We start from the raw sequence: 19897 nt of genomic DNA on the forward strand, positions 1-19897 counted from the left end.
TACCCCCCTTAGGCCGGGATAAACAGGCCGCAGAAGAACAGAATATTCAACACAATGCCGGTTATCATCACCGCCACAACCGGCGCGGCCATTTTCTGCACCGGGCGACCCAGCGATTCGTTCAGGAAGTACAGCGCTGTCGCAAGGGTGAAGCCGGTATAACCCGCCATTTTGATGGCGGCAAAGATAGAGCCAATCAGCAGCGCCATCTCCATCAGCATGTTCATCGCGTTGCGGATGTTGTCCGAGGCGTTACGCACCGAAGGATAGCGGCCCAGCCATTTCCCGATAGAGCGCAGCAGCAGGACTTCAGCGGAAATCACCAGCGCCCCGACCACAAAAGCGAGTAGCGGGTTAGCAATCAGGTAGCCGACGGCGAATACAAAGGTGAACCCGGCCACGGCATAAACGCCGGTCGCCAGCGCCGTCGTGGCAATCATCGGCACAAAGCCCAGGCCACGCATAAACTCAGCCAGTGCGGCCTGATCAATCAGGCTTTGAGACTGGGTCGGATCCAGCCCAACCTTGTAGGCTTTTTCCAGCGTAAAGATAGAGACCTCGCTGCCCGCAAACAGCTTCATGCTGGCAACGGTGGCGATCAGCCCGCCAACGATGGCGATATACGGCAAATTCTTGATAATACGGGACGTCCGCTCTTCAAACACCGACTGCCCGTGAGCATCGTGTTCATGTTTATCCCGGGAGCGCAGATCCTGAAAAATCGCAATCGCCAGCAGCATAATCATACCCACGAAAATCTCGATCGACTCCGGGTTCAGCTGTGGGAAGAAACGCACCACCAGCACGCGAGTCAGCAGCACAACCACCGCCGCGAACAGGCTGTTCTTCCAGCCAAACTGGTAGAAAATCGCGACCAACGGGAATAGCGCAAAGGCAGATACTACCGGAGAACTCAGCTCACCCAACGAGCCGAGAACATCTACCGGCAGCGCGGTCAGCAGGTGGTTGACCGGCACCAGGCAGGTCAGGATCAGGATCCCCCAAACGGCACCCAGCCCAAACGCCAGCACGCTGTTGGCCGCCAGCACGCCGAGGATGTCGGTCGGCAGGAACAGCAGCCAGCTGTTAAGCAGCCCGGTTTTCAGGGTGAAGGAGATCCCGACGGAAGCCACAAAGCCGATGCTCAGGCCGAAAGCGATACTCCCCGCCTCGCGGCGGTTCATATTGCCTTCAATAAGCTGCGGCAGAATCGGTCGAATCCCGTCATGGAACACCGCCGCGGAGCGGTGCGCCAGTAAAGCCGTCATCCCGGTCAGCAAGGCAACAACAACAAGGTGAAGGTAGAATTCCATACGGATGCCTTTATTTTAAGTGGTTAACGAGCAACGGGATGGCGTGCTCGATATGCTCAACGGAGAGACCAAACGCCACTTTGCCTTCTGAAACCAGGCGGGCAATTTGCTCTTCTTTCGCTTTAATGCCGGGCTTAGCGATGGTGCAGCTGCGGTTGTAGCCAATCACCGCGATGGCGATAGACAATGCCGCACCTGCCCCGGTATTACAGGCCCCAATGTAGTAATCAAGCTGGCCGGATTTCACCTTCAGCGCGGCGTCCATGTCGTTATAGATAAACACTTCGAAGCTGCCCGGCGCGGCGGTTTCGATGGTTTGTTTGATGAGTTCGCGCTGTAGACCAGCGACACCGATCTTTTTCATGGGAAATCCTTACTTATAAAAGACAGAGGGGTTGTCACGTAACATCAAATCGACGTCTGGCTGGCTGAAACCGGCCTCCAGCAGCATCGGCACAAACGTGGTAAGCAAATAGTCAAAACCTGGCCCGCCGTTCGCTTTCAAATGGGAGCGACGAGTAATGTCCATCGACAGCATGACGTGGTCGAGCAGTCCGCGATCTTTAAGCGCGCTCAGCATCGCAATGCGTTTTTCGTCCGGGTAATAGCTGTTTTTGCCGATGGTATCGAACTGGACGTAGGCGCCCTGATCGATCATCCGCAGGATGTTGTCCAGATTGTCTTTCAGGTCGCAGTGCCCGACGGTGACGCGGGAAAGATCCACGCACCATGACTTCAGAAGCGCCAGTTGCTCAAGGCCCATGGTGCTGAATGACGTATGGGTTGAAATCGGCCTGCCGGTTTCATGATGCGCGATGGCTGCCGCCTGGAAAACTCGCTTCTCCACCGTAGTGATAACGTCCACGCTGGAGCCTATTTCCGCGATGATTCCCGCTTTTAACGCCGTGCCGTCGATGCCAATTTCTATTTCATCGATCATCTCCTGCGCCAGCACTTTAACCGGCGTGGTGGCCACGTGCGGCGGGAAGAAATCGTGCTGGTAGTAGCCGGTGCAGGCCATCACGTTCATTCCGGTATCACGGATAATATCCAGCAGGAACTGGGGGTTGCGCCCCATGTAGCGGTTGGTCATTTCAATGATATTGCGCACACCCTGCGCGTAGAGTGACTTCATTTCACCGCAAATCAGCTCGTACTGATCCAGTCGGCAATCGATGTTGTCCTTGAAGCTGGAAAGATCGATATGAAGATGCTCGTGGGCATAGGTATAGCCCGATGGATCGATATGCTTATACCCCGTCATGATTCACTCCACCTGTTGAAGAGACATTCAGCAGCGGCAGGAACGACGTTCCGTTCTGCGGCGCGGCTGCCCTAAAAAAGTCACAAACCGTGGCGCCGACATCAGAAAGCGTAGCGCGTGCGCCCAGATAAGTGCCTGTTATACCGGGCTGCCAAACCAGCAACGGCACGTTTTCACGAGTGTGCTTGCTGTGGCCAATCGTCGGGTCGTTTCCGTGATCCGCCATGACGACCAGGCAATCCCCGATCTGCATATCGGCCATCAGCAGAGCCAGGTTTTTGTCTACCAGCTCAAGCCGCTCGGCGTAGCGCGCAACGTCTTCAGCGTGGCCCGCCAGATCGGTTTCCTGAATGTTGGTACAAATAAAGGCGCTGCCAGGTTTATTCAGCTCATCCCGGGTGATATCAAGAATGCGCTGCGAGTCGACCAGATTCTGGTAGCTGATGCCGTGCGGGTTAATCGCAATATCAGCCACTTTACCCACCAGCACGGTTTTAACACCGACCTGATGCAGCTGCTGTGGAGCCTGAACGCTGGCATCCACGCCGTAGCCCATATGCACCACCTGGAACCCACTTTTGTATACCCCGGAACGCGGGGCGTTAATGCCGACATAAAGCCCCTGTTTCTCTTCCGCGGCGTTAATCAGCTGCTCGCTGCTCTCAAGCAAGCCACCAAAGGCAATGACCCGACCCACTTTGACGCAGCGGCGCACGACTTCACCAATGGCGCGTACCTGCTCAAACGGTATGGTGCTGAGATTGCCGCTGATGTTAAACACCTGTCCAAGATCGGCCTCAAGGTTATCTCCCACGGCGACAGCCTGGTTTACCCACAGAAACTGCAGCTCGCCACCTCTGCGTTCAACCTGCCAGCCAGCGTCAGCCAGTTCACGTTCTACGTCGTCGATCACTGCAGAAAACGGCATACGGAGTGGCGTTTGTGGCCTTGTGCCCAAAATTTCCTGGTGACCCATAAAAGTGTCCCCACCTTCATGCTGCAATTCGGCTGTGCCATACGCGGCATCGGCGTTCGGCAGCATCACATTGGCCGTAAAACCCAGCGCGTTAATCAGGCCCAGCTTCTCAAGCGTGGGTAAACGCAGGTCGGGAAAGTGCTGCAGGATATGTCCGCAGGTATTCGCGCCGATGTCCTGCGGCCTGACGTCCGGTACATCGTCCATTGCGCCCACGCCGAAGCTGTCTATGACCAGCACCAGAAACTTACTCATGTTGACCTCCCGGAATCGGATGCCCAAGGCTGTCGTACAGCGCTTCGAGCACCGGGTTCCCGCTCTGGATGCCGGACACCAGCGCCACGTCGCTGCGGGTGACAAAAATCTGCGTGCGGAAGCACATCACCACCGGGCTGCCAACGGGGTAGTGGCCCTCCAGCGCCAGGTGATAATCAATGCTGGTGTTGTCTGGCGGCAGCAATCGCGCCTGCTCGGGCTGCACATCGCGGCTGAACACCAGCGCATTCTGCGCATGGCCGCGACGATAATATCCCCCGCCGAAGCAATAGCTTTTGCCCTGAAACTGATGGGAAACTTCTGTCAGATAGAGCATGGCAATCGCCTCGGGCTGATCGCCATGCTGGTTCGCCGGAATGGTGCCGGTCAGCGCGTGGCCCGGTTCGGCATGAGTTACCCCGTGCTCAGCCAGAATGGAGAAAGTGCTGCAGCTTGAGGCCGACGGCGCGTTGATTTGCTCGATCTCAATCCCCTGTTCGTGCAGCAAGTCTCGCGCCTTCAGCAGCGTGATCAAGTTGCGGGTTGGCTGCGTCTGTTGCTGCTCTTCGTTCCAGAGCAGACAGGGGAAATGCGTCAGCCCGGCAAGCCGAATGCCAGGCATTGCGCGAATGGCACGTACCACGTCGTCCAGCTCACCGAGCGGAAAACCGGCTTCCTGGCCCGGGTAAAGTCGGTCGTACTCGGCGAATACCTTCAGCATTACAGCCTGAACACGCCCGCTCGCCAGCGCGGCATCGGACACTTCGCGGGCTTTTTCCAGCGAGAAAAGCGTGATGATTTCCGTCTCGCCGTTCACATTCTCTTCAACCAGGGCCACCGGCACCTGCACCAGATGGCCCACATGTGAGACGGGCACATTGGCTTCACGCAGCGTGCGGGCTTCTTTAAAATCAACGGCCACGGCGCCTTTAAAGCCCAACTCAATCAGCTTGTTGGCAAGCCAGGGGTTACGCCCGATTTGCTTGGTCATAAAGTAGAGCGTGATGCCGTGCTTCTGCGCGGCCGCGAGCAGTTTCCGGCCGTTCTCCAGAACCTGATCGACATCGATAATCCAGGTATCGGGAAGTACCGCGCCCTGCCGCCAAAGCGTTCTGGCCGCATCAATCAACGCCGGGTTCTGTGCCTTGAGTGCCTCAATAAACATGCCTTGCCTCGCGACCTGATAAATAAACCTCTTAAATAATCATTTTTTTGAATATTTAAGCTAAGAAAAAACGCTGTAAATAAATCCGTTAGCCCTTATGAATCAGCCACAGGCTGAACAGGTTAGCCAGCAGATACCCTTCTTCGTTCGGATGCAGCTGCACGTTGAACGGCGCCAGCAATGCGTGGTGGGCCTGCTCAACATCACCAAAGAGGCTGTCGGTTTTAATCTCCGCCAACAGCTCTTCATCCAGTGGGTTCACCTCTTCCCCACGGCGGCTGCGCATCAGCGCGTTAGCCATGTGGGTGATCGCCATTGCCCCCTGATCGTTCTGCAGCGTAATAGCCCAGTGGGTCTCCAGCTGCGTCACAACCACTTTCATGCCATCACAAATATCCCGGTCGATGACGCCTGCCTCACAGAGCAGATTGAGCCGGTCTTCCATACTGATTACCTCTGTCAATAGCTTGGTTCCTGTTCACCGCTCAGCACGCTTTGCTGATGCGCCAGCAGGGCATTCTTATCCACCACCGTTCTCAGCAATTGCTGAATAGGGATATCTTCACTTCGCGTCAGCACCACCGCTTCCGATGCCGTCAGGAAACATTTGTCCCCGCTTAACGGGAGGGCAGCCAGCCCCAGTGCCGTCAAATCGGCTTCGTTGCTGACGTTCCAAATCACCGCATCCACGCTGCCCTTCGCGATTCTGTGCAGACACTCGTGGTACGACACATCAAGCAATTCCACATCCTGCCCGGAGAAATACACATCCGTCATGATGCGCTGATCCGCCGAACGAGGATCAATCCCAATACGGCGGATGCTCTCCTGCTGCCCGGCGCGGCAAATCAGCTTGTGCTCGCCCACGTAAGTGTGCGGCCCCAGCGCCAGCGCGATAAAAAGATCCGGGTTGCTGAGGTAGCTGTCCGCTGCCAGCCTGGACACGACGGCCAGGTCATAAACGCCATTCAGCAGACATTCCACGCGAACATCCGACCCACGCATGTGGGCATAATAAAACGGGATCCCGTCAAACTGCGCCTTCAGACCGCTGGCAAGCCCTTCATAAAGCCGGGTGTACGGCAGCGGCATAGCACACACTACATTGCCGATGTCCGCGAACGCCAATAGGGCTTTGTTATCCATGCTCAGCAGGTAGCTGCCGTTGCGGCCACGGCGCTCAACGCTCACGGCCCCGGCCTTCTCCAGCGTCTTCAATGCGGCCTGCGTCAGGCCAACGGAAAAGCCGCATTCACCAGCTAATTCATCTATGGTTTTCAACCTGTTACCACATTTCTCACCCAGTAAATAACGGGCCAGGCTGGACTGGGCAACGCCCTCTTTTTTAATAAAGCTGCGGCTCATCGGTTATCTTCAATTTATTGAATGAATATATCTTCATAAAATTGAATATAGATGGCAAAGGGGAAAATGACAAAAGGAGAATGCAGTCACAAAAAAGAAATAACCCGCCAGGCGGCGGGTTATTCATAGGGAAAGATTATGGATGCGCGACGAAACCGATCGCTTCGTAGACCTTTTTCAGCGTCTCTCCAGCGCGGGCGCGGGCTTTTTCAGCGCCCTCTTTCATGACCTGCTGCAGGAAAGCTTCGTCGTTACGGTAACGGTGATAGCGCTCCTGAAGCTCGGTCAGCATACCGGACACGGCTTCCGCCACTTCGCCCTTCAGATGACCATACATCTTGCCTTCAAAGCTGGCTTCCAGCTCAGGAATCGCTTTGCCGGTGACGCCGGAAAGAATGTCCAGCAGGTTAGAAACGCCCGCCTTCTCTTTCACGTCGTAGCGCACCACAGGCGGCTCTTCGGAGTCGGTTACCGCGCGCTTGATCTTCTTCACCACGGATTTCGGATCTTCCAGCAGGCCGATGACGTTATTGCGGTTATCGTCAGACTTGGACATCTTCTTGGTCGGCTCCAGCAGGGACATCACGCGGGCACCGGACTTGGGAATAAATGGCTCAGGTACTTTGAAGATGTCGCCGTACAGCGCGTTGAAGCGGCTGGCCACGTCGCGGCTCAGCTCCAGATGCTGTTTCTGGTCTTCACCCACCGGGACCTGGTTGGTCTGATACAGCAGAATGTCTGCGGCCATCAGCACCGGGTAGTCAAACAGACCGGCGTTGATGTTTTCTTCATAGCGGGCAGATTTGTCCTTGAACTGCGTCATGCGGCTCAGCTCGCCGAAATAGGTGTAGCAGTTCAGCACCCAGCCCAGCTGCGCGTGCTCCGGCACGTGGGACTGAACAAAGATGGTGCTTTTTTTCGGGTCAATGCCACAGGCCAGATACAGCGCCAGAGTGTCCAGCGTCGCTTTGCGCAGCGCGGTCGGGTCCTGACGAACGGTGATCGCATGCTGGTCAACGATGCAGTAAATGCAATGGTAATCATCCTGCATGTTTACCCACTGACGCAGCGCACCCATGTAGTTACCGATAGTTAATTCGCCTGACGGCTGGGCGCCGCTAAATACGATGGGCTTACTCATGTTCTGCTTCCTGATTTGCTAAAGGTGGTAGCCCGAAAGCGGGCAATAAGTCTTCGAAACGATCGAACACAACGTCCGGGTTGCTCAGCCCAATCGCTTCGCCATAGTTATAGCCCCAGGTCAGGCCGACGCTTGGGCAGCCAGCCGCCTGTGCAGCCTGAATGTCATTACGGGAATCGCCGACAAAAAGCAGCTCATCCGCCGCCAGCCCCAGGGTTTCCATGACTTTGTACAGCGCTTCCGGGTGTGGCTTTTTCTCTTTCACATCGTCCCCGCCGATGATGATCTGGAAATAATGGGCAATGCCCAGATCTTCCAGCAGCGGCGTGACAAAAGGCGTGGGTTTGTTGGTGACGACGGCGAGCGGCAGGCCTTTTTCTTTCAGTGCAGCAAGCGTTGCGGCTACGCCCGGGAACAAGAAGCTCCCCTCTTCCACCGTTTCCGCATAGAAGCGATCGAACAGTTTGCGCGCCATATTCAGCTGGGCGAGGTCGGGTTCTTTATCTTTCACCGACCACTTAAGCGCCCGCTGCATCATGATATCTGCGCCGTTGCCGATCCAGGTGACAACGCGATCTTCGCCGGCCACAGGCAGTTCAAGCGCATAAAGCGCCAGATCAACGGCCTGACTCAGGCCAAGCGCCGTGTCGATGAGCGTGCCGTCGAGATCGAAGGCAACACCCCGAATTTTTTGAAACTTATCCATGACTTACCTTAGCCAGTTCAGAACGCATGCGGTCAACCACCGCTTTATAATCAGGTTGGCCGAAAATAGCGGAACCTGCAACGAACATATCCGCACCCGCGGCGGCAATTTCCGCAATGTTGTCGGCTTTGACGCCGCCATCCACTTCAAGGCGAATATCATAGCCGGAGGCATCAATACGTTCGCGAACCTGGCGCAGTTTTTCCAGCGTGTGTGGAATAAACGACTGGCCGCCAAAACCAGGGTTGACGGACATCAGCAAAATGACATCCAGTTTGTCCATGACGTGATCCAGCCAGGAAAGCGAGGTCGCCGGGTTCAGCACCAGGCCTGCTTTACAGCCGTGTTCTTTGATCAGTTGCAGAGAGCGATCGACATGTTCAGAGGCTTCAGGATGGAAGGTAATAATGCTGGCACCGGCCGCGGCGAAATCAGGAATGATGCGGTCAACGGGTTTCACCATCAGGTGAACGTCGATAGGCGCAGTGATACCGTAATCGCGCAGCGCCTTAAGCACCATTGGCCCCATCGTCAGGTTAGGGACGTAGTGGTTGTCCATAACGTCAAAATGGACGACGTCACCACCTGCGGCAAGTGCTTTAGCCGTATCCTCGCCCAGTCGGGCGAAGTCGGCAGAGAGGATTGAGGGGGCAATCAAATACTGTTTCATCCGCTTCTCCAGGAGTCATTCATCTTTCGGCGGCGGGCGAAACGGCTCAGGCAACCTTCGCTTTATAAAGGGCCAGAAGTTCGTCCACCTTGTTACGTTTACCACCGTTTCGGCTGATGCTGCGGCGAACCTGCAGCTTATGGAAATCGGTGGCGTTCTGATACCACTGGCGAGTCAGCTCGGTGTCGTGATTAGAGATCAGCACCGGAATACTCTGCTCCCGCAGCCTTTCAGCCAGCTCAGCCAGGTGCTGCTGCTGCACCATACTGAAGCTGTCCGTGTGATAAGCGGTAAAGTTGGCGGTGGCGGAAAGCGGCGCATAGGGCGGATCGCAATACACTACGGAACCCGCAGCAACGTTTACCATGCTGACATCATAAGACTGGCAGACAAAAGTGGCATTTTTAGCCCGTTCGGCAAAGTTGTACAGTTCCTCTTCAGGGAAGTAAGGTTTGCTGTAGCGGCCAAACGGTACGTTAAATTCACCGCGCAGATTATAACGACACAGGCCGTTGTAACAATGGCGGTTGAGGTACAAAAACAACACCGCGCGCCGGAATTTGTCAGTGCATTGGTTAAACTCAGTGCGGCAAGCGTAATAAATCGCTTCCTCGTTTTGCGCTTTGGTAAAGAGCAAACGAGACTCCCGCACGTACTCATCTGCGCGGTTTTTGACAATGTCGTAGAGGTTAATCAGATCGCTATTGATATCGGCGAGGACGTAGCGTGAGTAGTCGGTATTAAGAAATACCGACCCCGCGCCAACAAAGGGCTCAATCAGACAGTCGCCTTCCGGCAGATGCTTTTTTATGTCGTCCAGCAGGGGGAATTTCCCCCCTGCCCATTTCAGAAAAGCGCGATTTTTTTTCATGCTGTCTTACTATTTACACCTTATCCAGCTGTGGAAAGGCTCCGACAGCGACTGCGCTTATTTTCACTTGAGGTCAGACTGCACCTGATGAATAGGTTTTGCCCACGGATTCTTAGCCTGAACGTCTGCCGGCAGGCTTGTCACCGCGCGTTTTGCATCGTCTTTCGTGGCATAAACACCGCTCACCAGCACGAACCAAGGCTGACCGTTACGCTGAGTCTGGTAAACCATATAGTGCTGCAGATTCTCTTTTTTCGCCCACGCATTCAGGTTTGCGGAGTTTGAAGAAGAGCTCAGCTGCAGCGTGTAGTGGCTGCCTGGCGCACTCTTAATGGCGCTCGCATCCCCCGTTACCGTGCCGCCAGTGCTGGCCGTCGCTGCAGCTTGCGGTGCTGCTTTTGGCGCAGTAGATGCTGTTGCTTTCGGAGCCGGGGTTGAAGTAGCTGCGCTGGTTGATGGTGCAGTGACCGGAGCAGAAACCGCCGGGGCAGGTTCGCTACGTTTCACCGTTGCCACTGGTTTGCTTTCAGCTTTCACCTGTGGTTTAGGCTCGGCTTTACGCACAGGCTCAATCACCGTTTTCTTGCGCTCAGGACGAGATTCAACGGTGCGGGTTGGCTCCTGGGTGCCGGCCAGCTTACGCGGTTCGGTTTTGCTGCCAGCGATTGGCGCGACGGTAGCGGGTTCAGTTGGCAGCGTGGAATTGCTCACCACGTTGTCAATCTGGCCCTGTTGCTGAGGCTGAGTCAGGGCGTTATTCAGGTTTCCAGGAACCTCAACGCGCTGCTGCCCTTCCGGCTGCGTCTGCGTCTGGGCCTGAGTTGGTGTAGAAGAAATAGGTGGCAGGGAAACATCCTGCGGATTCTGCTGGCCAGCTACTGAGGTATTCCCTGCCTGTGGCTGAGCAGCATTTGCCTGGTCGGCAGGCGCCGCACCGTTCGAACCGGAGAGATCGATGCTCTTCTCCGCGCCTGGTTTTTGCTCGGCAGTATCTGGGGTAGATGAAGGTGCTTTCAAGGCTGAACCGATGCCGATGATAAGCAGCAGCAGGACCAGAATCCCGACGCCCATCATGATGTGCTGGCGAGAAGCAGGTGCTTTCTGTTTTGCTGCCTTTTTACGCCCACGCGCCGGACGAGGCTCTGCGGCCAGGCCGTCATCACCTTCGTACTCTTCCTCAACCTCTTCTTCACGCTCACGGCGTGAACGAGAAGGACGACGATCGTCCGCATCAAGATCGACGTCATCAACGTTGATCTGCGGTTCTTTATCGAACTCGTCAGGTTTGCGGGAACGCCCAGGACGACGATCGCTTGGATCGGGTTTCAGCTCGTCTTCTGGTTTAAACTCATCCATTTAACACCCCACTCAAAGGCGTATGCTCATCTCTGCATCACGCCCGAAGTTAAATACTATAAAAATTCTAATTGTTAAGCCTGCTGGCAATCAGCAATGGCTGATAGAACGACATCGTGCGGTACTCCACCGCGCACTTCACTCTTCCCTATCGCCAGCGGCAGAATCAAACGCAGCTCGCCGGCTAATACTTTTTTGTCACGCATCATGTGGGGCATATACGCGTCAGGGGACATTTCCTGCGGCCCGGTAACCGGTAACCCGGCTCGCACCAGCAGCGCAATCACGCGCTGAACTTCTGCCTCACTGAATTGACCCAGGCGCTGAGCGGTACGCGCCGCCATCACCATTCCGGCCGCCACGGCTTCGCCATGCAGCCAGTTGCCATAGCCCATTTCAGCTTCAATGGCATGGCCAAACGTATGACCCAGATTCAGTAAAGCACGTAAGCCGCTTTCTCGCTCGTCTGCGGCAACAACTTCGGCTTTCAGCTCACAACAACGACGAATGCAGTACGCCATTGCCTTGCCGTCCAGCTTTAACAATGCGTCGATGTTTTCTTCCAGCCAGTCAAAGAACTCGCCGTCCAGAATGATGCCGTATTTAATGACTTCCGCCAGGCCCGAAGCCAGCTCCCGAGCAGGCAAAGTCGACAGGCAGTCGAGATCCACCACCACCGAAGCGGGCTGGTAAAACGCGCCAATCATGTTTTTGCCGAGGGGATGGTTAACGGCAGTTTTACCGCCAACGGAGGAGTCCACCTGCGAAAGCAGTGTGGTAGGGACCTGGATAAAACGCACCCCGCGCTGATAGCTCGCTGCGGCAAAACCGGTTAAATCGCCCACAACGCCACCGCCTAAAGCAATCAAGGTGGTGTCGCGGCCGTGAGGTTTTTCCAACAGCGCCGTAAAGACGGTATCAAGCACCGCGAGGCTTTTAAACTGCTCGCCATCCGGAAGAATGACGGTATCCACTTTAACGCCTGCCTGTTCCAGAAGGCCACGAACCTTGTCCAGATAGAGCGGTGCAAGGGTTTCATTGGTAACCAGCATGGTCTGGTCGCCAGCCTTCAGCGGCCAAAAGGAAGCCGGGTCATTGAATAACCCAGCGGCAATGGTAATAGGGTAACTACGTTCCCCGAGAGTGACTGTCAGCCTCTCCATTACGCGGAGCCCACCTTATTGTTGCTTTGCCCGCAGGCGTTTCTTGATTAAGCCAGAATCAGTTGCTTTCCAGCATATGAATGATCTGGTTTGCGACCACTTTGGCGCTTTGATCATCGGTGCGAATTGTGACATCGGCAATCTCTTCATACAGCGGATTGCGTTCACCTGCCAGCGCTTCCAGAACTTCACGAGGTGGAGTCTCAACCTGCAGCAGCGGACGTTTTTTATCGCGCTGAGTACGTGCAAGCTGTTTCTCAATCGTGGTTTCAAGATAAACCACTACGCCACGGGCGGAAAGACGATTGCGGGTTTCACGAGATTTCACAGAACCGCCACCGGTAGCCAGCACGATGCCCTGTTTTTCAGTGAGTTCGTTGATGATTTTTTCTTCGCGATCGCGGAAGCCTTCTTCGCCTTCAACGTCGAATACCCAGCCCACATCAGCTCCGGTACGTTTCTCAATCTCTTGATCAGAATCGAAAAATTCCATATTGAGTTGCTGAGCTAACTGACGCCCAATAGTGCTTTTGCCGGCACCCATAGGCCCAACCAGAAAGATATTGCGTTTCTCTGCCATTTTTTCGGTACTACTAAGACAATTCGTTGATGATAAACCCGCCCGGTAACAACTTGCTGCGGCGGGACATGAACTGAAACCTCATAAGCGTGAGTTCGAGAATCAGACTAAAAATTATCTCAACACTCAAGGGGGTTTGGCAACCGAATAAATCACCTGGCGCCCAGCTTGGGACGAAAACCGTGCGCCAGCTTTACCGGCCGCAGGCTCTCAATACCCAGCCTCCCGAAACGGTACACCTTGTAAGCTAATTCCTCTCTGCCGTCAAACACCTGGGCGCTGTTTGGCAGAAAAACCCGCAGGCGGAAGAGGAAACACGCTAAGGTAATGCAATCAACCTGGGCGTAATGAACACGACCAATTCCCGACGTTGGTGCTTTTTCCCGTCGTGCCGGAACAATTGGCCGATAAAAGGAATATTTCCCAGTAAAGGAACGCTATCCCTGGTGTGGTTGTTCTGCTGCTGGAAGATTCCGCCTAACGCCAACGTCTCACCGTCCTTCACCTCGACCTGCGTTTCAATCTCTTGCTTATCAATGGCGAGGGCTTCCCCATCTGCGTGCTGGATGCTGCGTCCTGGCATATTTTGACTGATGCGAAGCTGCAGGCGAATGGTTCCGTGGTGACTTATCGTCGGCATGACCTCCATACCTAACACCGCCTCCTTAAATTCCACCGACGTGGCTTCATTCTTGCCATTAGAGACTTGATACGGAATTTCAGTACCCTGCTTGATGCTGGCAGACTGTTGGTGTGTGACCAGCAAGCGTGGGCTGGCGATGATTTCCAGCTGTTGCTGCTGCTCCAGCGCGCTGAGTTCAAGCTCAAGCATACGGCCGTTGATCCGGCCAATATTAAACCCTACCGTTGTGGTTGCCGCGTTTACGGCTAACTCACTTGAGACAGTAGTGGTTTGGTATAACCCGGATGCCGTCTCACCTACCGGGGCGCTCCACTTCACGCCAAGCTCTCGCAGCTTATCCTGGTTGATGGTGACAATATGCGCGGACAGCTCGACCTGCCCCATCGAAACATCCATATCTTTAATCCAGGCCGCAACACGCTTTTGCGCCTGCTGGCTGTCGCGCACCACCAGCCGGTTTGTGCGTTTATCCACGGTAATGCCGCCCCTGGGTCCAAGTAGTTTTTCTTCATTAGCTTTGATCCCCGCGGCAAGGTCGGCAACTTCAGCATATCGCGGCGTATAAACCGCTTGTACCAGCGGCTGCTCAAGCGCTTTTTGCTTACGAGCGGCCTCTTGCTGAGCGCGCCGTTGCGCCGGATCCTGTTTCTGCTGGATTTGAAGAATATTGCCCGTCTTCGACGAAGTCAGGTTTGCTAATCTGAGTACCTGCTGGAAAGCCTGCTCCCACGACACATCGGCCAAACGTAGCGAGAGATTCCCCGTCACATCAGGCGCAATCATCACGTTAAAGTTTTGCTGCTCGGCCAGCGCCTGCAACACCTGTACGACAGGCGTTTCATCTAGCGTCAGAGTGACGCGATTATTCGTCCACGCCGTCAGGGGCATCAGCATCAGTACGCCTGCCACGATGTGCCTTATCATTAACTCTTCCCTCTATTTTCCAGTGGTAGTAGCGTCCTTCGCAGGCGCCGGTGAGCGAAGCTCTCAGCTGCCGCTCAAGAAGCGTGGTCACCTGCACACCAGGCTCCAGAAACAAACCTTCTTTTACCCTTTGCCAGCGTTTCCCCGAGAATTGCATTAAGGCAATACTTTCTGCAGAGCCAGTCGGGTAAAACACGCCGCGTAACTGCCAGCCATCAAGCCGCTTAAGCAGCGCTTCACAGGGTGATACGGGTAAAAGAAAAGGATTACGCGGTGACGACTGCAGAGGCGAGCTGAGTGCGGCCAGTAACATCCAACTAGCGGCTTTCATCGATAAACTCCAGAGTAAGCAAAACCCGCACTTTTTCCCCGGCCTCACTCAAGATAAACGCCGGTATCTTCAGGCTTGAATAGCCGGTCAGTTCCTTAAAAAGGGGCGGCACATTGGGCCAGGGAAGCAGCATTTCCAACACAGAATGTCGCGGTTCAGGCCGCCACATCACCAGTCTCCCGCCGGACCGTTTTACCGCAGCCATGGCAGAAAACGTCTCCAGCGGCACCGCCTCAGGCAGCGGCTCTGGTTTCGGCAAAACGGCAATTTTCCGCTGCTGCGAGAGCACATGCTGCCAGCGCTGCTGGTTGTGCTGTTCCTTCACCTGCAATTCCTGTCGCAGGGGCCAAACCAGCAGCCATAAGCAGGCTAAAGCGGTTAATAACAGACACACCAACAGGCTCAACACCCGATATGCAACATGCCCGTCAATGAGGCGCTCCAGGTTACTGAGCATGCTCGCCATCCGGGGTGTTTAAGATGAAGGTAAAGACCAGACCTTTGTGTTTTTCATCGCGCAACTCACCGGGCTTGACCTTAAACGCCCCGGGTAAATCAGCCAGAACTGCTTCAACCTGCACCAGTTCCCGTGCATCTCCCGCTACGCCAGAGATGGTTGCGCTTTCATTTTGCCAGCTAACACTCTGCAGCCAGCTGTTTTCGGGCAAGCGTGAGGCCAGCATATTCAGCACGTTTTCCCAACGTGAAATGTTGCCTTTCCGCATCACCTCCGCCTGCAATATCGCCCACCGCTGCTGGTTATCTTTCAACTCTGTTAGCTGACGTGATAACAGCGCCTTCAGGGCGGACTCCTGCACCTCATATTGGGTTGACTGGGCCTGTTGCCAGCGCACTTTCATGGCGAGAAACTGAATCCAGAGCAGCATCAGCCCCATCATTAAAAGCACGCCACATATGAGAAGGCTGCCCCAAAGTTTTAGCCGATGACGGCGTTTTAACGGCCGCCATGGCAGAAGATTCATCAGCGGCATCATTAGCGTTCGGCTCCCAGAGCGAGCCCCAGAGCGAGCGTGTAAAGCCCGCCATGACGCGGCAACGGCGGCTGCTGGCGGACAAGGGGTTGCCAGGCATTCAGCCTTTCTGCTCCGGCAGGCCAGGAGCGCCCGGCATCGGCATGGCTAAAGGCAATTTCGTCGGCGCTGGCCTCCAACTGCTGACATAGAGCCGGGAAATCCACTGTTTGCCGTTTATCCAGCCAACCGGAACGTTTGCGGTTATTGACTGATGCCCACAGCCAGTAGCCCGGCTCTTCATGAACCAGAAAACGACAATGCGCTGGATAACAATTCTGAGGCAAGGCGCTCAGAATTTTGTCTCCCGGCGTTATCGTACGGGGAAAGAGATTCATGCTGGCAAAAATGGCCTGCAATGCAGCAATATCCGCCTGTTTCGCCGCCGTCACGGAAAATGACGAATCATCCTCCAGGTAGTCGTAGCAAAGTTGTTCCGAGGGCATTTGCAACTGGCGAGCCGTTGCACCCGAGATATACTTCTCTTGAGCCGATTCCTGTAACCGCTGGGGAGGCCTGGGAACCTGGCGTTGCAAAGCCCTCTGTGCAGGAAAACCAACCCGCAGATGATGGCGCACGGGGATTTCTTTACGCCATGCGGCAAGTACCTCGCGCAGTGTGTCCAGTTCGGGTAACATGCCGTCCGCAAGTGTTTGTTTCGGGAAAGGTAAATGCCACCAATGGCGCAACTGCCACCCTTGCCGGTGCCACTGTACGGCTGCGGCACGTATGCCCTCCGCCTGAATATCCAGGCCAATCCGCCAACCAGGAAACATCATGGTTTCGATCTCCTTATCCAGATGATAAACAGCCCTGACCCCGAAACAGTAACGGGTATATCAAAGCTCCTGGCTTGCCTTTATACTACCGCGCGGTTGTTTAGAAACTGCCCAATTGAAACCTGATGGGAAATTTAAGGTGAAGTTCGTAAAGTATTTATTAATCCTTGCAGTCTGTTGCGTTCTGCTGGGAGCTGGCTCGATTTACGGTTTATACAAATACATCGAGCCCCAGCTTCCCGACGTGGCGACATTGAGAGATGTGCGACTGCAGATTCCAATGCAGGTTTACAGCGCTGACGGCGAGCTTATTGCTCAGTACGGCGAAAAACGCCGTATTCCACTGACCCTGAACCAGATCCCTCCGGTGATGGTAAAAGCGTTTATCGCAACAGAAGACAGCCGCTTTTATGAGCACCACGGCGTTGACCCGGTGGGCATCTTCCGTGCTGCAAGCGTAGCGCTGTTCTCAGGCCATGCTTCTCAGGGCGCAAGTACCATAACGCAGCAGTTGGCGCGTAACTTCTTCCTGAGCCCCGAACGCACCCTGATGCGTAAAATTAAGGAAGCGTTTCTTGCGGTTCGCATTGAACAGATGCTGAACAAAGACGAGATCCTTGAGCTCTACCTGAACAAAATCTACCTCGGTTACCGCGCCTATGGCGTCGGCGCTGCCGCTCAGGTTTACTTCGGCAAAACGGTCGATCAGCTGACCCTGAGCGAGATGGCGGTGATTGCCGGGCTGCCTAAAGCGCCGTCAACGTTTAACCCGCTGTACTCCATGGATCGTTCAACGGCACGCCGTAACGTGGTGCTGTCGCGCATGCTGAGCGAAGGTTACATCAGCCAAAGCCAGTACGATGAAGCACGTAGTCAGCCGATTGACGCCAGCTATCACACGCCTGAAATCGCCTTCTCCGCGCCATATCTTTCAGAGCTGGTGCGTCAGGACATGGTCGCCCGCTACGGCGATAAAGCCTACGAAGATGGCTACAAGGTTTACACCACGCTGAGCCGTAAAATTCAGCAGGGTGCCCAGGATGCCGTCCGCAACAACGTCATGGCCTACGACATGCGCCATGGCTACCGCGGCCCATCTAATGTGCTGTGGAAAGTGGGAGAAAGCGCCTGGGATAAGAAAAAAATCACCGATTCGCTGAAAAGCCTTCCGGTTTATGGCCCGCTCTTCCCGGCGGTTGTCACCCGCGCCGTACCTGATGAAGCCACGGCCATGCTGGCCGACGGCAGCTCTGTTTCACTGAGTATGGAAGGCATGCGCTGGGCGCGTCCGTATCGTTCCGACACCGCGCAAGGCGCTACGCCACGCAAAGTAACGGACGTGGTACAGGCCGGACAGCAGATTTGGGTACGCAAGGTGGACGATGCCTGGTGGCTTAGCCAGGTGCCCGACGTTAACTCGGCGCTGGTTTCACTCAATCCACACGATGGCGCCGTGCTGGCGCTGGTCGGCGGTTTTGACTTTAACCAAAGCAAGTTCAACCGTGCGACCCAGGCGCTGCGCCAGGTAGGGTCAAACATCAAACCTTTCCTGTATACCGCAGCCATGGACAAAGGCCTGACGCTGGCAAGCATTCTTAATGACGTGCCTATTTCACGCTGGGATGCCGGGGCAGGCTCCGACTGGCGGCCGAAGAACTCTCCGGCCCAATACGCCGGGCCGATTCGTCTGCGTCAGGGGCTGGGCCAGTCCAAGAACGTGGTGATGGTACGTGCGATGCGGGCGATGGGCGTCGATTATGCCGCAGAATATCTGCAGCGCTTTGGCTTCCCTGCAGCAAATATTGTGCATACCGAATCGCTGGCCCTGGGCTCCGCCTCATTTACGCCAATGCAGGTTGCCCGCGGTTACTCCGTCATCGCAAACGGCGGCTTCCTGGTTGACCCTTACTACATCACCAAAATCGTCGACGACGCGGGTAATACCGTGTTTGAGACCAGGCCTAAGGTTGCCTGTGCCAGCTGCGATATTCTGGTCATTTACGGCGATACGCCAAAATCAACGGTACTGGAAAACCAGGACGTAGAAGACGTTGCCGTTTCGCAAACGCCGCAAAACAGCAGCGTACCTATGCCTCAACTGGAGCAAGCTAACCGCGGTCTGGTGGCAAAAGCACAGGGCGAGGAGTATGCGCCACACGTGATCAACACGCCGCTGTCTTTCCTGATCAAAAGTGCGCTTAACAGCAACATTTATGGTGAGCCGGGCTGGCAGGGAACCGGCTGGCGAGCGGGCCGTGATTTGAAGCGTAAGGATATCGGCGGCAAAACCGGGACAACCAACAGTTCGAAAGATGCCTGGTTCTCCGGTTACGGCCCGGGCGTGGTCACGTCAGTCTGGATTGGCTTTGACGACCATCGCCGCGACCTTGGCCGCACCACGGCTTCAGGCGCGATTAAAGATCAGATCTCCGGCTACGAAGGCGGCGCGAAGAGCGCCCAGCCCGCCTGGGATGATTTCATGAAAATCGCGCTGGCGGGTGTGCCAGAAGAGCCGATGACGCCACCACCGGGTATCGTCACTGTCAATATTGATCGCAGTACCGGGCAGTTAGCCAACGGCGGCAACAGTCGTGAAGAGTATTTCATCGAAGGTACGCAGCCTACGCAACAGGCCGTGCATGAAGTAGGCACGACGCTTATCGATAACGGGGAAGAGCACGAGCTGTTCTAATCCAGCCCAAAATAGTAAAGGGCCGCTTAGCGGCCCTTTTTCATTCTTTAGCGGTCAGTCTTTCAGCCTGCCCTGCTGCCTTAACCATTCCCGGACAAGGAACAAAGCGCTGACGTTACGCGCCTCGCTGAAATCATCTTCATTGAGCAAATCCATCATGTTCGCCAGCGGCCACCGTACTTGCGGCAGTTCTTCCGGCTCATCCCCTTCCAGGGATTCGGGATACAGATCTTCCGCAATCACAATGTTCATTTTGCTCGAGAAATAGGACGGGGCCATCGTCAGCTTTTTCAGAAACGTTAGCCGGTTCGCGCCAAAGCCCACTTCTTCTTTCAGCTCACGGTTAGCGGCCTCAAATACCGTTTCGCCCGGGTCGATCAGCCCTTTAGAGAACCCAAGTTCATAGGATTCTGTGCCAACCGCGTATTCACGGATTAAGATCAAGTGGTCATCAACAACAGGCACTATCATTACCGCCTCGCGGGAAGACGGTTTCATGCGTTCGTAGACGCGGCGAACGCCATTGCTAAATTCCAGATCCACCGTTTCGACATTAAACAGCCGCGAACGCGCCACGGTTTCGACATTTAAAATCGTTGGTTTTATTAGTGATTTGCTCATGTGGCCGGGTTCAACAGTGAAAGAGGTAAGTTATTGTGCGGTATGCCGCAC

21 protein-coding genes are annotated in these 19897 nt (G+C 55.2%); 1 reads left to right on the forward strand and 20 read right to left on the reverse strand.

Going from position 1 to position 19897, the window contains the following annotated elements:
* Positions 1 to 8: 8 nt before the first annotated feature.
* The 19 genes from WFK85_RS08485 to WFK85_RS08575 all read right to left on the reverse strand — a co-directional run bounded on the left by WFK85_RS08485 (position 9) and on the right by WFK85_RS08575 (position 16533).
* The gene (locus WFK85_RS08485; protein ID WP_008457800.1) at positions 9 to 1313 is read right to left on the reverse strand and encodes a YhfT family protein; all 1305 of its coding nucleotides are present in this window, start codon (positions 1311 to 1313) and stop codon (positions 9 to 11) included.
* Between the two features lie 10 nt (positions 1314 to 1323).
* A complete protein-coding gene (locus tag WFK85_RS08490) occupies positions 1324 to 1677 on the reverse strand; it encodes a DUF2620 domain-containing protein (protein WP_038478118.1) in 354 nt (117 codons plus the stop codon).
* Positions 1678 to 1686: 9 nt separating this feature from the next.
* Positions 1687 to 2577: a phosphotriesterase-related protein gene (locus tag WFK85_RS08495; RefSeq protein WP_166994631.1), complete on the reverse strand. Its 891-nt coding sequence runs from the start codon at positions 2575 to 2577 to the stop codon at positions 1687 to 1689.
* Positions 2564 to 3808, reverse strand: coding sequence for a phosphopentomutase (locus WFK85_RS08500; protein WP_166994633.1), 1245 nt, complete (start codon positions 3806 to 3808; stop codon positions 2564 to 2566). Before WFK85_RS08500 ends, WFK85_RS08495 begins: the two co-directional genes overlap by 14 nt.
* Complete coding sequence (locus tag WFK85_RS08505) at positions 3801 to 4973, reverse strand: YhfX family PLP-dependent enzyme (protein ID WP_336706455.1); 1173 nt, start codon at positions 4971 to 4973, stop codon at positions 3801 to 3803. Before WFK85_RS08505 ends, WFK85_RS08500 begins: the two co-directional genes overlap by 8 nt.
* Positions 4974 to 5061: 88 nt before the next feature.
* On the reverse strand, positions 5062 to 5418 hold the full coding sequence (locus WFK85_RS08510) for a PRD domain-containing protein (protein ID WP_336706714.1): 357 nt from the start codon (positions 5416 to 5418) through the stop codon (positions 5062 to 5064).
* A gap of 14 nt (positions 5419 to 5432) precedes the next feature.
* On the reverse strand, positions 5433 to 6338 hold the full coding sequence (gene yhfZ, locus WFK85_RS08515; RefSeq protein ID WP_166994637.1) for a GntR family transcriptional regulator YhfZ: 906 nt from the start codon (positions 6336 to 6338) through the stop codon (positions 5433 to 5435).
* A 136-nt stretch (positions 6339 to 6474) separates the two neighbouring features.
* A complete protein-coding gene (trpS, locus tag WFK85_RS08520) occupies positions 6475 to 7479 on the reverse strand; it encodes a tryptophan--tRNA ligase (protein ID WP_008457824.1) in 1005 nt (334 codons plus the stop codon).
* Entirely contained in the window at positions 7472 to 8185 is a 714-nt protein-coding gene (locus tag WFK85_RS08525; protein ID WP_336706456.1) for a phosphoglycolate phosphatase, read from the reverse strand. The genes trpS and WFK85_RS08525 overlap by 8 nt, the downstream gene beginning before the upstream one ends.
* A complete protein-coding gene (gene rpe, locus WFK85_RS08530; protein WP_039288419.1) occupies positions 8178 to 8855 on the reverse strand; it encodes a ribulose-phosphate 3-epimerase in 678 nt (225 codons plus the stop codon). Before rpe ends, WFK85_RS08525 begins: the two co-directional genes overlap by 8 nt.
* Positions 8856 to 8901: 46 nt before the next feature.
* Complete coding sequence (dam, locus tag WFK85_RS08535) at positions 8902 to 9726, reverse strand: adenine-specific DNA-methyltransferase (protein WP_166994640.1); 825 nt, start codon at positions 9724 to 9726, stop codon at positions 8902 to 8904.
* A gap of 63 nt (positions 9727 to 9789) precedes the next feature.
* Positions 9790 to 11082, reverse strand: a complete 1293-nt coding sequence (gene damX / locus WFK85_RS08540; RefSeq protein ID WP_166994642.1) for a cell division protein DamX — start codon at positions 11080 to 11082, stop codon at positions 9790 to 9792.
* 74 nt (positions 11083 to 11156) lie between these two features.
* Positions 11157 to 12245 carry a 3-dehydroquinate synthase gene (gene aroB, locus WFK85_RS08545; RefSeq protein WP_336706458.1) on the reverse strand — a complete coding sequence of 363 codons (1089 nt, stop codon included), beginning with the start codon at positions 12243 to 12245 and terminating at the stop codon, positions 11157 to 11159.
* A gap of 58 nt (positions 12246 to 12303) precedes the next feature.
* Positions 12304 to 12825 carry a shikimate kinase AroK gene (aroK, locus tag WFK85_RS08550; RefSeq protein ID WP_008457837.1) on the reverse strand — a complete coding sequence of 174 codons (522 nt, stop codon included), beginning with the start codon at positions 12823 to 12825 and terminating at the stop codon, positions 12304 to 12306.
* Between the two features lie 319 nt (positions 12826 to 13144).
* On the reverse strand, positions 13145 to 14392 hold the full coding sequence (gene pilQ, locus WFK85_RS08555) for a type IV pilus secretin PilQ (RefSeq protein WP_336706460.1): 1248 nt from the start codon (positions 14390 to 14392) through the stop codon (positions 13145 to 13147).
* Positions 14331 to 14723: a HofP DNA utilization family protein gene (locus WFK85_RS08560; protein WP_336706462.1), complete on the reverse strand. Its 393-nt coding sequence runs from the start codon at positions 14721 to 14723 to the stop codon at positions 14331 to 14333. Before WFK85_RS08560 ends, pilQ begins: the two co-directional genes overlap by 62 nt.
* Positions 14710 to 15189, reverse strand: a complete 480-nt coding sequence (locus tag WFK85_RS08565; protein WP_336706463.1) for a HofO family protein — start codon at positions 15187 to 15189, stop codon at positions 14710 to 14712. The genes WFK85_RS08560 and WFK85_RS08565 overlap by 14 nt, the downstream gene beginning before the upstream one ends.
* Positions 15170 to 15610, reverse strand: a complete 441-nt coding sequence (locus tag WFK85_RS08570; protein WP_336706464.1) for a PilN domain-containing protein — start codon at positions 15608 to 15610, stop codon at positions 15170 to 15172. Before WFK85_RS08570 ends, WFK85_RS08565 begins: the two co-directional genes overlap by 20 nt.
* A 107-nt stretch (positions 15611 to 15717) precedes the next feature.
* Positions 15718 to 16533 carry a pilus assembly protein gene (locus WFK85_RS08575; RefSeq protein ID WP_166994654.1) on the reverse strand — a complete coding sequence of 272 codons (816 nt, stop codon included), beginning with the start codon at positions 16531 to 16533 and terminating at the stop codon, positions 15718 to 15720.
* Between the two features lie 139 nt (positions 16534 to 16672).
* On the opposite strand from WFK85_RS08575, the gene mrcA reads away from it, so the two are divergent.
* The gene (mrcA, locus tag WFK85_RS08580) at positions 16673 to 19225 is read left to right on the forward strand and encodes a peptidoglycan glycosyltransferase/peptidoglycan DD-transpeptidase MrcA (protein ID WP_336706466.1); all 2553 of its coding nucleotides are present in this window, start codon (positions 16673 to 16675) and stop codon (positions 19223 to 19225) included.
* Positions 19226 to 19279: 54 nt separating this feature from the next.
* Here the strand turns inward: mrcA and nudE are convergent, their stop codons facing one another.
* Complete coding sequence (gene nudE, locus WFK85_RS08585; protein ID WP_336706468.1) at positions 19280 to 19846, reverse strand: ADP compounds hydrolase NudE; 567 nt, start codon at positions 19844 to 19846, stop codon at positions 19280 to 19282.
* Positions 19847 to 19897 lie beyond the last annotated feature (51 nt).

Source organism: Cedecea sp. VD22 (assembly GCF_037150195.1).
In the GTDB taxonomy this organism is placed as follows: domain Bacteria; phylum Pseudomonadota; class Gammaproteobacteria; order Enterobacterales; family Enterobacteriaceae; genus Cedecea.